Genomic DNA, 12,713 nt, shown 5'->3' with positions numbered 1-12,713 from the left:
GCGCGCAAGGGGGCCCGATCGGTGTCCGTGTCCGTGTCGGCGTTCCGTGGCGGAGAGTCAGACCCCCGCGTAGGAGTGGAGGCCGCCGAAGACGAGGTTGACGGCGGTGAGGTTGAACAGCATGACCGCGTACCCGAGGATCGCGATCCAGGGGGCGTTGGCCTTGGCGGACTTGCCGGAGACGCGCGCGTGCAGGTAGGCGGCGTAGACGACCCAGGCGATGAAGGCCCAGACCTCCTTGGGGTCCCAGTTCCAGTAGCGGCCCCAGGCGAGGTGGGCCCAGACCGAGCCCGCGACGATGCCGAAGGTGAGGAGCGGGAACGCGAAGACGTGGATCTTGAACGTCAGGCGCTCAAGCACAGTGGCGTCGGGCAGGCGCTCGGCGATGTTGATGGGGAAGCGGACCGGCTTGCCGTCGGAGACGCGGCGGTCGTGGCCGCGGCGCAGGAGGTGCAGGATCGCGAAGACGCAGCCGATGAGGAGGATGCCGGAGGCGACGATGGCGGCCGTGACGTGGATGATGATCCAGTACGAGTCGAGGGCCGGGACGAGCGGTCCGGCCTCGGTGTAGACGCGGACCGAGGTGCCGAGGACCATCGTGACGGCGAACGTCGCGAACAGGCCGAGGCGCCGCGGGACGGAGCCGCGCGAGACGAGGATCAGCCAGGTGACCATGCCCGCCAGGGCGACGCCCACCGTGTACTCGAACATGTTGCCCCACGGCCACCGTCCGGTGTAGACGACCCGGACGACGATGCTCGCGGCGAGGGCCGCGGTGCCCAGGAACGTCAGGACGAGGCCGAGGCGGCCCGCGCCGCGGGCGGCCGCCGGGCTGATGGGGGCCTCGGAGGAGCCCTCGTCGGAGGCGTCGGCGGCAGCGGATGCGGTGTCGGCTCCGCCGCCGGGGGCGACGGTGCCGCTTGAGCCGCCGGAGGCGGCGAGGGCCTTGGCGCGCTTGGGGGCGCGCTTGTCGAAGGCGTATTCGACGGCGTAGGAGAACATCGCCGCCGCGTAGACGAGGATGGTCGCCACGAACAGGGCGTTCGCGACTTCGGCACCGGTCATTGGTCACTCCTGTCGGTACTGGTTCCCGGCGGCTGGAAGTCGGGAGCGATCGCGGCGGTGAGTTCGTCGCACTCCTCGTCGAGGCCGTCGAAGTCGTTGCGGTTGAGGCCGGCGGTCTCGACGGTGCCGTCGGGGTTCCACCGGATCCAGTAGCGCCTGCGGCGCACGGCGAGTCCGGGCAGGAGGCCGAGGAGCAGCAGGACCGCGCCCGCGAGGACGACGGGCCCGCCGGGGTCGTGGCGGACCTGGAGGACCGCGTACTGCTCGACGCCGTCGAAGGTGAGGGTGGTCCCGTCGGGGAGGGTCATGGCGTCGCCGACGCCGATGACCTCGACGTCGTCGTTGACCTGCTCCAGTGCGCCGGAGGCGATCTGGTCCTCGTTGACCGAGTACACCGACTCGGGCAGCCCGTCGCCCAGGCCGAGGTCGCCGGTGTAGGCGGTGAGCGCGAGGACGGGGTTGTTCAGCTCGGGGTCGGAGCCGAGGAGCATCGCGGTCGAGTCGTCGAAGGTGGGCACGAGGATCGCGTCGAAGCCGACCTCGGCGTCCTCGTCGACCGCGCCGGTCTCAGGGTTGACGTTCGCGTCGGGGAACTTGAACGCGCCCTCGGAGTTCAGGGCCGCGTCCATCGACAGGAACTCCTGGTGGAGCGTCTGGGTCTGCCCGTAGCGGTCGGTGTAGGTGACGACGGCGGTGTAGCCGTGGCCGATGAGGAAGACGTTGGTGCCGTCGATGTTCAGCGGGTGGTTGACCTTGAGGTCGTACTCGCCGGTCTCGGTCCCGTCGTCGCCGGTGGTCTCGTAGGTGACGTCGGCGTCGAAGGCGGTGGGCCCGCCGTTGGTGAACTCGGCGTCGAACTCGTCGAGGGTGACGCAGAACCGCGGCAGGTCGGTCTCGTCGACCCACGCGCCGAGCCCGTACTCGTCGTACTGCTGGAGGTTGTTGCAGTACGCCTTGTCCTCGGAGAGGATGCGGTTCCCGTACCAGCTCATGAGGCTCCCGGCGGCGACGCCGACGAGCACGAAGATGATCGAGGTGTGGAACAGGAGGTTCCCGGTCTCGCGCAGGTAGCCCTTCTCGGCGGCGATGACGACGGTGCCGTCCTCGTGCTCGCGCACGGCGGTGCGCCAGCGCCGCTGCTTGAGGACGGCGCGGGCGCGGCCCTGGTTGGCGTCGGTCCCGGGGTCGAGGACGCGGTGGTACGGGAGGATGGAGAGGCGCTTGGGGGCGTCGGGGACCTTGGCGCGCAGGGCTTTCCAGTGGACGCCGAGGCGCGGGACGATGCAGCCGACGAGGCTGATCATGAGCAGCAGGTAGATCGCGGAGAACCACGGCGAGGTGTAGACGTCGAAGGCCCACACGCGGTCGAGCCACGGCGCGAGGTCGGGGTGCTCGTCGAAGTAGTTCGCGACGTCGACGGTGCTGATGGACCGCTGCGGGAACGTCGATCCGGGGATCGCGGCGAGCGCGAGCGCGAGGAGGAGGATCAGCGCGGTGCGCATGGCGGTGAGCTGGTGCCACCAGCGGCGGCCGAACGCGCGGAGGCGCTTGGCGGCCTTGGGCTTCCTGCGCGGCGGGGAGGTGAGCGTGGCGGTCACAGCATGCTCACCCCGGTCCCGACGGTGGCCCTGAGCCAGTTGGTGAACTCGCCCCAGGCGCCGGTGGCGAGCATGACGCCGACGGCGACGAGCATGACGCCGCCCGCGACGGAGATGGCGCGGCCGTGGCGCTTGAGGAAGTCGAGGGCGCGGGCGAGGCGGTGCATGCCGACGGCGAAGAGCACGAACGGGAGGCCGAGCCCGGCGCAGTAGGCGATCATGAGGCCGACGCCGCGGGCGGTGCCGTCCTGGATGACGGCGAGGCTGGTGATGGCGGCGAGCACCGGTGAGGTGCAGGGGATCCAGGAGAGCGCGAAGACCGCGCCGAACAGGGGCGCCCCGGCGAGGCCGACGGCGGGCCGCCATCTGGGGGCGAAGCCGCCGCGGGTGGGGATGAGGCCGATGAACATGAGGCCCATGGCGATCATGACGACCCCGGCGACGGTCTCCAGGACGGAGGTGTTCTGGAGGAGGGCGCGTCCGGCGCTCTGGAGGGCGAAGACGAGGACGGTGTAGACGGCGGTGAACCCGGCGACGAACAGGAGCGCGCCGGTGAGGACGCGTCCGATGCGGCGGTCGGCGGGGCGTGCCGCGGGGTCGTCGCCGCGCAGTTCGGTGCCGCTCATGCCGGTCACGTAGGACACGTACCCGGGCATGAGGGGGAGGGTGCACGGGGACGCGAAGGAGACGAGCCCGGCGAGCGCGGCGACGCCGAAGGCGAGCAGCAGCGGCCCGGAGGCGGCGGTCTCGGCGGGGTTCACGCGGCCACCTGCGGCCGGGGCCGGGCGGTCTGGGGGCGGGTCACTCGGCCTCCTCGCGGACGGGGGGCTCGGGTGGGTTGAGGCGGCGCTTGACGAGGGAGGTGACGGCGACGGCGGCGGTTCCGGCCATGACGGCGCGCTTGGCGGCCTTGCGGAGGGCGGGGTTGCCGGAAGGGTTGGCGCTCATCAGGACTCCAGGGCTTTGGTCACGTCGGCGACGATCGTCTCGGTGTCGTCGAGGCCGCCGCGCCAGATGGAGAACACGCGGTGCTGGGCGTCGATGACGATCGTGGCGGGGATGTCGTTCGGGGAGAGGCCGTAGTCGACGAACTGGTCGGCGATGCGGCCTGCCTCGTCTTCGATGGACGGGTACTGGACGCCCCAGCGGTGCTCGAAGGCCTTCGCGGCGTCGGCGGTGTCGCGGATGTTCACGCCGAGGAACTGGACCGGCTCGCCCGCGAGGGTCTCGGCGGCCTCGACGAGGTAGGGGGCCTCGGCGACGCAGGGCGGGCACCAGGAGCCCCAGAAGTTGACGACGAGGACGGTCCCGGCCCACTCGTCGGTGTCGACCGGGTTCCCGTCGAGGTCGGTCCCTTGGAGGCGGGGCGCGTCGAAGCGCTCCTCGGGGTCCTCCCACCGGTAGTTCGAGCCGTCGCCGGAGACGAAGCGGTCCCGGTTGATCTCGTTGACCCGGTCGGCGTTCTCACCGGACTCGCCGCAGGCCGCGAGGGCCAGCAGCGGTGCCGCAGCCAGCATGGTCCTCCGCCGCAGCCCCACGGTCAGGCGCCCTTGGCCCGCCGGGCCGACGCGGACCTGAGCACGAGGTGCGCGGCCGGTTCGGAGTACTCGACGCGGGCGAGCGACTCGCCTTCGTAGACGAAGCTGGTGACGGACGCGAGGGCGCACTGGCGCTTGCGCGGGTCGTGCCAGAGGCGCTTGCGCTCGGCGAAGCGGCGGACCGTCCAGATCGGCAGCTGGTGGGAGACGATGACCGCTTCGGCGCCGTCGGCGGCGGCGCGGGCCTTGTCGACGGCGTCCATCATGCGGCGGGCGATGTCGAGGTACGCCTCGCCCCAGGAGGGGCGGAAGGGGTCGCGCAGGCGCCACCAGTAGCGGGGCTCGCGCAGGGCGCCGTCGCCGACGCCGACCTTGAGGCCCTCGAAGGAGTTCCCGGCCTCGATGACGCCGTCGTAGGTGACGGTGTGGAGGCGGTGGGAGGCGGCGACGGGCTCGGCGGTCTCCTGGGCGCGCTGGAGGGGGGACGCGCCGACGTGGACGATGTCGCGCTTGGCGAGCCGCTCGGCGGCGGCCACGGCCATCTCCCGGCCGAGCTCGGACAGGCCGTACCCGGGCAGGCGCCCGTAGAGGATGCCCTCCGGGTTGTGGACCTCGCCGTGGCGCAGCAGGTGGACGATGGTCTTGGAGCCGCTCATGAGCGCACCTTAGCCGCGGCTTCGGCGGCGGGTTGCAGCGCCTGTTCGATGTGTGACAGGGCTTCCTCGTCGATCGCGGCGGACGTGAACCAGCACTCGAACGCGCTGGGCGGCAGGTACACGCCGTGTTCGAGCATCGCGTTGTGGAACGCCCCGAACGCGGCCGTGTCCTGGGTCTTCGCCTCGGTGAAGTCCTTGACGGGCGTGTCGGTGAAGAACACGGAGAACAGGTTCGAGGGCGCGGACACGTAGTGCGGGACGCCGGCCTTGGTGAGGGCTTCGGCGGCCATGCGCTGGATCTCGGCGGCGGTGGCGTCGAGGGTGCGGTAGACGGCGTCGTCGCAGGCGCGGAGGGTCGCGAGCCCGGCGGCGACGGCGAGGGGGTTGCCCGAGAGCGTCCCGGCCTGGTAGACGGGCCCGGCGGGGCTGATCATCGACATGAGGTCGGCGCGGCCGCCGAACGCGGCGGCGGGCAGGCCCCCGCCCATCACCTTGCCGTACGTGTACAGGTCGGCGGGGGCGGCGAGGCCGCCGGGGGCGACGCGGAAGCCGGTCATGACCTCGTCGGAGATGAGGAGCGCGCCGCGGGCGTGCGCGGCGGCGTAGAGCTTCTCGTTGAACCCGTCGAGGGGGGCGACAGCGCCCATGTTGCCGGGGACGGCCTCGGTGATGACGGCGGCGATCTGCCCGGGGTGGGCGGCGAACGCGGCCTCGACGGCGCCGAGGTCGTTGTAGGGCACCACGACCGTGTCGGCCGCGGCGGCGGCGGGGACGCCGGGCGAGTCGGGGTGGCCGAGGGTGGCGACCCCGGACCCGGCTTCGGCGAGGAAGTAGTCGGCGTGGCCGTGGTAGCAGCCCGCGAACTTGATGACCTTGTCGCGGCCGGTGGCGGCGCGGGCGAGGCGCACGGCGCTCATGGTGGCCTCGGTGCCGGAGGACACGAGGCGGACCATCTCGCAGGGCGTGCGGTCGATGATGAGCTCGGCGAGCTCGATCTCGCCGACGGTCGGCGCCCCGTAGGAGGTGCCGCGGGCGGCGGCCTCGGCGAGCGCGGCGACGACGTCGGGGTGGGCGTGGCCGAGGATGAGCGGGCCCCACGAGCCGACGAGGTCGACGTACGTGTTCCCGTCGACGTCGGTCATCCGCGCGCCCTTGGCCTCCGCGATGAACACGGGGTCCCCGCCGACGCCCCGGAAGGCCCTGACCGGCGAGTTCACGCCGCCGGGGATGACACGCGCCGCCCGTTCGGCGGCGGCCTTCGAGCGGGAGCGGTCGAGCGGCCCCGGTTGCCTGTCAGTCACGGCCCCAGCATCGCACACGCCCCGCGCGGCTCACGGGTTCGCCTCGGACGGCATGGCGGACGCGACGCGCGCCGCCCGCAGGGCGGGTGGGCGGGGTAGTAGTGGTTCCATCCCCAGCCCCCACCCACCCCGGGGACCGGACCGGACCAGCCTCCCGCGCGGGTACGACAGAAACGCCGCCCCGGGCCGCCCGTGTCACCCGGAAGAGTGGCGGCGGCGGGGTGTGAACCCCGCCGCCATGCTTTCCGGTGCCCGGAAGACGGGTGCGGACCCCGCCATGTCTTCCGGTGCTCGGAGGGCGGCCCGGGCCGGATCGGACCGGCCGGACCGCTGCCGCGACCGCGCCCCGGTAAGGCGACCGCGCGCAGGCGCGGACACCAGTCGGGCCGCTCGGCGGTGAGCAGGTGCCCGTAAGGCGACCGCGCGCAGGCGCGGGGCGTTGAACGGGACCGGGTGGACGAGGCGCTCGGCGAGGTCGAGGCGGGCCGCGGGGGCCGGTTCCGGGACCGCGTCGGGGCCGGCGAGGAGCCAGCGGAGCGGCGCGGGGACCCGGTAGACGGCCTGGTCCATGGCGGGCCGCTCGATGACCACGAGGGCGGCGTCCACGAGCTCGACGAGCGCTTCGAGGCTGCCGTCCCTCTGGCGGCACAGGTCGAGGACCTCGTCGACGCTCGCGCCCCGCTCGCGCGCGGCGAGTTCGAGGAGGACCGCGCGGGCGGGGCCGGAGATCGCGGCGACGGCGTCGTCGATGGCGGCGCGGAACCGCCCGCCCGCGTCGAGGACCGCGACCGGGTCGTCGCGCAGCCGCCGCAGGGCCGCCTGCGGCGAAGCGAGCGCGACGAGGTCGGCGAGCGCCAGGAGCGCGGGCGGGAAGTTCTCGACGGCGGCGGCCAGGCCGCGGCAGTCGGCGGCCGTCCACGGCGCGCCGCGGTCCTCGCAGAACCCGGCGAGCATCGCGGCGCCCACGGCGCCCGCGGGCAGGTCCAGGGAGCGCTTGACGGCCCCCGGCAGGTCGATCGGCCTGCGGCCCACGGCGAGCAGGTGGAGCTCCGGGCAGGACTCCAGGAGCAGCAGCAGCTCGGAGCGGCGCTCGGCGCCGAGGCGGTCGGTGCCGTCCACGACGAGGAGCGCACGCCGGTCGCGGAAGTGGTCGGTGACCGTGGCCATCGGGTCGCGCAGCGGCTCCGAGCGCAGGTCCAGGGCGTCGAGGAGGGCCCGGCCGAGGTCGGGTCCGGCGTCGGAGTACCAGACGCCGTGCTCGTAGCAGGCGAGGCGCTTGCGGGCCCAGGCCTTCGCGAACACGGTCTTGCCGCACCCGGGCAGCCCGGAGAGGGCGACCATGCGGCTGACGGCGAACGCCCGGTCCAGTTCGCGGGCGTCCTCGGGGCGGTCCACGGGCGGCTTCAAAGCGTGCGGCAGGTTGTGGCGGCGGGGGCGCGACGACGGCGGCGGGAAGGACTCAGGAAGGCCGGGCGTGTCGATCTGGACCAGTTCGGTGGCGCCGGGCAGGCCGCGCAGCTCGAAGTCGCCGAGGCGGCGCACCCGGGTCGGCGGCAGGCCCGCGGCGGCCGCGCACGCCGCGGACGCCAGGATCTGGTCGCCGTGGGCCGCGGAGCAGATGCGCGCCGTCCTGTGGACCTCGGGCGTGGCGTACCCGCCCGCGGAGGGCCAGGCCTCGCCGGTGTGCAGGCCCATGCGCACGCGCGGGCGCAGCGGCCCCGAGCCGTGGTCGGGCCAGTCTGCGCCGTGGAGCGCCGTCTGGATCCCGGCCGCGGCGGCGCAGGCCGAGGCCGCGTCGTGGAACGCCACGAAGAACGAGTCGCCCTCGGTGTCGATCTCGACGCCGCCGCAGTCCCTCAGGACCTCGCGGACGAGCGCGCGGTGGCGGTGGAGGACGACCCGGTAGCGCTCGGCGCCGAGCCCGGAGGCCAGGCGCGTGGAGCCCTCGATGTCGGTGAACAGGAACGTGACGTCCCCGGCGGGCAGCAGTGCCGGTCCCGACGGGCCCTCGCCGCCCCCGCCGGCCGCCGGAAGTCCGGCCACATCGGACGGAGAATCGAATGCGGGCGCCGCATTCGCGAACGGCCGGACCCCGCCCCCGTCCGACGGGTTCCGAAGATCCGGTCTCTCGTTGCCAAGCATCGAAAAGGAAGCCAGTGCGGCGTGCGATGCCGTTGTCGTATCCACGTGTCGGTCAACTTTCGTTCAGCCCCCGTATGCCGGGCTGTGGCGCGCTGGTGCGCGGGCACAAATGCCCAGCGGCCTCACAGTGTCACCCCCATCTCAGTCGGTTACCTGCCGTGATGGGAACTGGCACTCCGCATGGCCGTGTCTCCTTGCCCTTCCGCGGACGTGAGGCCTTCTCGACGCGGGTTTGCTCGTGGCAACCACCGATCCGATATAGGAGAACGATCCGGCCGCCCGCCGGTAGCGGGCAGCCGGGAGAATTGTTGCCCCTCAGGCGTTGCCCGCGGGAACGAAACTAGGGAATACTCGCATTCAGTCCGGTCCCGCCGCGGCGCCGCACGCGCGCCGCCCCGCGGGTGCATACTGGGCGCGCCGCACCGCGCCCGCGCGCTCCCGCCAGCGCCGACTCCGCTCCGCCCCGGGCGCCGACGCGTTCACCGCCGCAAGCCCCGCCGCACCACCGGCCGCCACGATCGAGAAAGGACGACCCGCACCCGTGCTGCACCTCCTCCGACGCCTCGCACGCCGCCTCGCACTCCTCCCCTGGCGCGCCCTCAAGGCCGCCGGCAGGGGCGTCCGCGCCGCCTGGCGCGCCCTGCGCGCCCCCGCGGGCCGCCTCGGCGTCCAGGTCGCGCTCACGGTCCTCGCGGTCACCGGCGCGCTCGCCGCCGGATGGCTCGTCGTCCCCGGCGCCGGACCCGCCTGGTCCTTCGGCACCGAGCCCAGCCCCGAGGCCGAGGAGGCCCCGCTCGTCCTCACCCCCGAGGACGCCCCCGCCGCCGGGCTCCCCGCCGAGACCGACGACCTCGACGAGGCCGCCACCGGCTCCCCCACCGACGGCACCACCACCCAGGCCGGCGCCACCGACCTCGACTCGTGGGCCCGCAGCCTCGCCCACCTCGGCATCCCCGAGCGCGTCCTCGTCGCCTACGGCCGCGCCGAGCTCGTCTCCGCGGTCGAGAACCCCGGCTGCAACCTCTCCTGGACCACCCTCGCCGGGATCGGCGCCACCGAGACCAACCACGGCACCACCGGCGGCAACCGGGTCCAGGCCGACGGCACCACCCTCACCCCCATCCGCGGCGCCGACTACGACGAGATGGGCCCCATGCAGTTCCTCCCCAGCACCTGGGAGACGTGGAAGGCCGACGGCGACAAGGACGGCCTGTTCAACCCCGACGACATCGACGACGCCGTCACCGCCGCCGCCAACTACCTCTGCCACGGCGACCGCGACCTCGCGACCCCGGACGGCTGGCAGAAGGCCGTCAACTCCTACAACCCCAGGGACGACTACGTGCAGAAGGTGTTCGACCGCGCCGACCAGTACGGCAGGACGAGCACCGCCTGACAGAGGCCCCGACCGCTGCGATCGGTGAGCCGGGGGTTCCGTTCGGTGACGATTTCGGGTAAGGATAAGAGATGCCCCTGAAGCAGCTCGCTCCCGGCGAGATGACGGACGACGACCTCCGCGACTGGTGCTCGGTGCTCAACGACATGACCGCCGCGGACATGCCCGCCGAACCGCGCTGGCGCACCGACCGCCTCCGCGACTACCTCGACGCGACCCTCCCCGAGGACGAGCGGCACCTCTTCCTCGACCGCGACGCCGACGGCGACCTCGTCGGCCACGCCAGCCTCATCGTCTTCGGCGGCGAGCAGGCGGGCACCGGCGTCGTCGAGATGTCCACCAGGCCGTCCGCGCGCGGCAAGGGCGTGGGCACGCGACTGCTCCGCGCCGTCGCCGAGTGCGCCAAGGCCGGCGGCTGCCGGACCCTGTCCGTGGAGGTCATCGCGACCACCCCCGCCGTCGGCTTCTACGACCGGCACGGCTTCGCCCGCTCCACCGTGGAGCAGCGCCACCTCCTGCGCTGGGCCGACATCGACTGGGAGAAGATCGAGCACGCCGCCGGTCGCCTCGCCGCCGGGTACCGCCTCGAATACCACGCCGGGGGCGTCCCCGACCGCCTCATGGACTCCTACGCCGACGTCAAGGCGAACCTGCGGTCGGCCCCTGGGAACGTCGCGTTCGTGCCCGAGTGGCGCGGCTCGGCCTACGCGCCGGCCCTCCGCGACTCCTTCCAGACGCTCGCGCGCCGCGGCATGCGCTCGCACATCGCCGTGGCCGTCTCCGAGCCGTACGGGAACGTCGTGGGCCTCACCGAGCTCGTCGTCTCCGCGCAGCGGCCCACCCGCGCCGACCAGTACGACACCGTCGTCGCCCCCGCCCACCGCTCCTACGGGCTCGCGATGACCATGAAGGCGCGCCTCCTGACCGAGCTGCGCCGGGCAGAACCGCAGCTCGTGGACGTCCAGACCTGGACTCTCGACTCCGCCGACGACGTCCGCTGGATCAACGGCGAGCTCGGCTTCGTCCACGACGTCGACTGGTACGACTACGAGGCGGACGTCGACAAGCTCCTGTCCCGCCTCGCCCGCCCCGCCTGACCGGCCCGCCGGGCGGGCCGCTCGGCGGGCCGCTTGTGAAGATTCTGTGAACATCTGTACCGCAACCGTTTGCGAATGTTCTTTACACTGACGGTCATGCACCCCCGCCACACCGACCCCGACGACGCGCGCCACGAGCGCCGCGTCATCGTCGTCGGCGACAACGGGCTCACCCTCAGGTTCATCAGGAACCTCGTCGACAACTTCGCGTTCCACGTCGTCGCCGTCATCCCCTCCGGCCCCGGCGGCCAGCGCGAGGAGATCCGCCGGGCCGCCGAGCACAACCACCGCCTCACCATCCGCGAGGCCCGCAACGTGGACGCCGACGTCATCCGCGACGCCGGGCTCACCGACGCGTACGCGGTCGCCCTCATGGACCAGAACGACGTCGGGAACCTCCACCTCGCGCTGAAGCTGCGCGAGATGTCCCGCTACCTCAACGACGACACCCTCCCGCGCCTGGTCATCCGCATGTACAACAGCGGGCTGCGGGCCCACATGCAGAAGCTCCTCGGCGACGACGGCGTATTCGTCAAGTCGGACGCCGACATGGTCGCCCGCACCTACGCGGCCGCGGCCCTGGAGCAGATCCCGCCCGGCGACATCGTCATCTGGGAGCGGCGCCTGTACCTCGCGCGCGCGGGCGACCCGCGGGCGCAGGCGCAGTGGGTCGTCGCCACCGGCAACGAGTTCGGCGTCGACATGATCCCCCCGGACCCCGACCGGCCCGAGGACGCCGACGAGGCGGTGCGGCTGCTGTGCCTGGAGCCGGTCGCCGCGCGGCGGTGGGTCGGTCCGATGTGGGAGCGGGTGCGGCAGTGGTTCCGGCAGTCGCTGCACACGCTGCGGCGCACGTTCTCCAAGGGCCTGTGGATGGCCGCGGCCGTCCTCATGGCGGTGATGCTCGGCGGCATGACGACGCTGCTGACGGTGAACAGCCTCAACGCGAGCCGGGAGGTGAACGGGGACTTCTGGGACGCGCTGTACATGCTCGCGATGATGGCCGCGGGCGGCGCCGACCCGGACACGACCGACCACTGGGAGCTGCGGCTGACGCACGTCGTCGTGGTCGTCTCGGGGGCGCTGCTCATCCCGGTGGTCACCGGTGCGATCGTCCAGGCCGTGGTGGAGCGCCGGTACGCGCTCGCCGAGGGCCGGATGGTGCGCGCGGTGCGCGACCACGTCATCGTCGTGGGCCTGGGCAACATGGGGACGCGCGTGGTGGAGACGCTGCGGGAGCGGCGCATCCCGGTGGTGGCCATCGAGAAGGACCGGGACGCGATCGGCGTGCGCGCGGCGCGGGCCGCGGGCGCGCAGGTGCTCCTGGGGGACGCGAGCCGCCCGGCGACGCTCCAGGAGGCCGAGGTCAAGTACTCGCGGTCGCTGGTGGCGATGGCGAAGCAGGACTCCGCGAACCTGGAGACGGCCCTGTCGGGGCTGGAGTGCAAGCCGGACCTGCGCACGGTCATGCGCATCTACGACCCCGAGTTCGCGGCCCTGATCCGCCGGAACCTGAACAAGAACCGGTCGCTCCACGAGGCGTCGCAGCACTCTTCGTACAGTGCGCCGCAGGTCGCCGCGGGGTCGTTCGCGCGCGAGCTCACCGACGACGAGATCCTGGAGACGATCCCGGTGCGCGGCCAGATCGCGTACATCGCGGAGGTGACGGTGGAGGAGGGCGCGTGGCTCGACGACGTCCCCGCCCGCCAGGCGACCGTCCCCGGCTCCCACCGGCTCCTCGCGGTGCGCCGCCCGACCGGGAACGTCAGGTGGAACCCCGACGCGGGCTTCCAGATCACCCACGGCGACACGCTCCTGGTGCTCGTCACCCGCAAGGGCCTCAACGAGGTTCGCGCATGCTGCGCGCCGCGCCCCGCAGAGGACGAGGACGACTTCGGCCGCTTGTGAGTCTCGCCGGTC

The 12,713-nt window shown here is 73.1% G+C and carries 11 protein-coding genes; 3 read left to right on the top strand and 8 right to left on the bottom strand.

Annotated elements, in window-relative coordinates:
* Positions 1 to 57: 57 nt before the first annotated feature.
* From ccsB to ACFFXY_RS05835, 8 genes are all read right to left on the bottom strand, one after another.
* The gene (ccsB, locus tag ACFFXY_RS05870) at positions 58 to 1,065 is read right to left on the bottom strand and encodes a c-type cytochrome biogenesis protein CcsB (protein ID WP_382346919.1); all 1,008 of its coding nucleotides are present in this window, start codon (positions 1,063 to 1,065) and stop codon (positions 58 to 60) included.
* Positions 1,062 to 2,663, bottom strand: coding sequence for a cytochrome c biogenesis protein ResB (gene resB, locus ACFFXY_RS05865; RefSeq protein ID WP_382346916.1), 1,602 nt, complete (start codon positions 2,661 to 2,663; stop codon positions 1,062 to 1,064). The genes ccsB and resB overlap by 4 nt, the downstream gene beginning before the upstream one ends.
* The gene (locus ACFFXY_RS05860; RefSeq protein ID WP_382346913.1) at positions 2,660 to 3,424 is read right to left on the bottom strand and encodes a cytochrome c biogenesis CcdA family protein; all 765 of its coding nucleotides are present in this window, start codon (positions 3,422 to 3,424) and stop codon (positions 2,660 to 2,662) included. Before ACFFXY_RS05860 ends, resB begins: the two co-directional genes overlap by 4 nt.
* A gap of 40 nt (positions 3,425 to 3,464) precedes the next feature.
* Positions 3,465 to 3,611 (bottom strand): hypothetical protein, encoded by a 147-nt coding sequence (locus ACFFXY_RS05855; RefSeq protein ID WP_382346910.1) that lies wholly within the window; start codon positions 3,609 to 3,611, stop codon positions 3,465 to 3,467.
* Entirely contained in the window at positions 3,611 to 4,180 is a 570-nt protein-coding gene (locus ACFFXY_RS05850; RefSeq protein WP_382346907.1) for a TlpA family protein disulfide reductase, read from the bottom strand. The genes ACFFXY_RS05855 and ACFFXY_RS05850 overlap by 1 nt, the downstream gene beginning before the upstream one ends.
* 23 nt (positions 4,181 to 4,203) lie before the next feature.
* On the bottom strand, positions 4,204 to 4,857 hold the full coding sequence (locus ACFFXY_RS05845; protein WP_382346904.1) for a histidine phosphatase family protein: 654 nt from the start codon (positions 4,855 to 4,857) through the stop codon (positions 4,204 to 4,206).
* A complete protein-coding gene (gene hemL, locus ACFFXY_RS05840; RefSeq protein WP_382346902.1) occupies positions 4,854 to 6,158 on the bottom strand; it encodes a glutamate-1-semialdehyde 2,1-aminomutase in 1,305 nt (434 codons plus the stop codon). The genes ACFFXY_RS05845 and hemL overlap by 4 nt, the downstream gene beginning before the upstream one ends.
* Positions 6,159 to 6,353: 195 nt before the next feature.
* Positions 6,354 to 8,201, bottom strand: a complete 1,848-nt coding sequence (locus ACFFXY_RS05835; RefSeq protein WP_382346899.1) for an adenylate/guanylate cyclase domain-containing protein — start codon at positions 8,199 to 8,201, stop codon at positions 6,354 to 6,356.
* Positions 8,202 to 8,841: 640 nt separating this feature from the next.
* Here ACFFXY_RS05835 and ACFFXY_RS05830 point away from each other — a divergent pair.
* The 3 genes from ACFFXY_RS05830 (at position 8,842) to ACFFXY_RS05820 (ending at position 12,701) form a co-directional block, all read left to right on the top strand.
* Positions 8,842 to 9,696 (top strand): lytic transglycosylase domain-containing protein, encoded by an 855-nt coding sequence (locus ACFFXY_RS05830; RefSeq protein WP_382346896.1) that lies wholly within the window; start codon positions 8,842 to 8,844, stop codon positions 9,694 to 9,696.
* Positions 9,697 to 9,767: 71 nt separating this feature from the next.
* Positions 9,768 to 10,793, top strand: a complete 1,026-nt coding sequence (locus tag ACFFXY_RS05825; RefSeq protein WP_382346893.1) for a GNAT family N-acetyltransferase — start codon at positions 9,768 to 9,770, stop codon at positions 10,791 to 10,793.
* Positions 10,794 to 10,889: 96 nt separating this feature from the next.
* On the top strand, positions 10,890 to 12,701 hold the full coding sequence (locus tag ACFFXY_RS05820; protein ID WP_382346890.1) for a potassium channel family protein: 1,812 nt from the start codon (positions 10,890 to 10,892) through the stop codon (positions 12,699 to 12,701).
* Positions 12,702 to 12,713: the final 12 nt, after the last annotated feature.

This window comes from Glycomyces mayteni (assembly GCF_042428885.1).
In the GTDB taxonomy this organism is placed as follows: Bacteria; Actinomycetota; Actinomycetes; order Mycobacteriales; family Micromonosporaceae; genus Glycomyces; species Glycomyces mayteni.
Note: the sequence above shows the minus strand (reverse complement) of the source record. Positions and strands in the feature narration are given on the sequence as shown.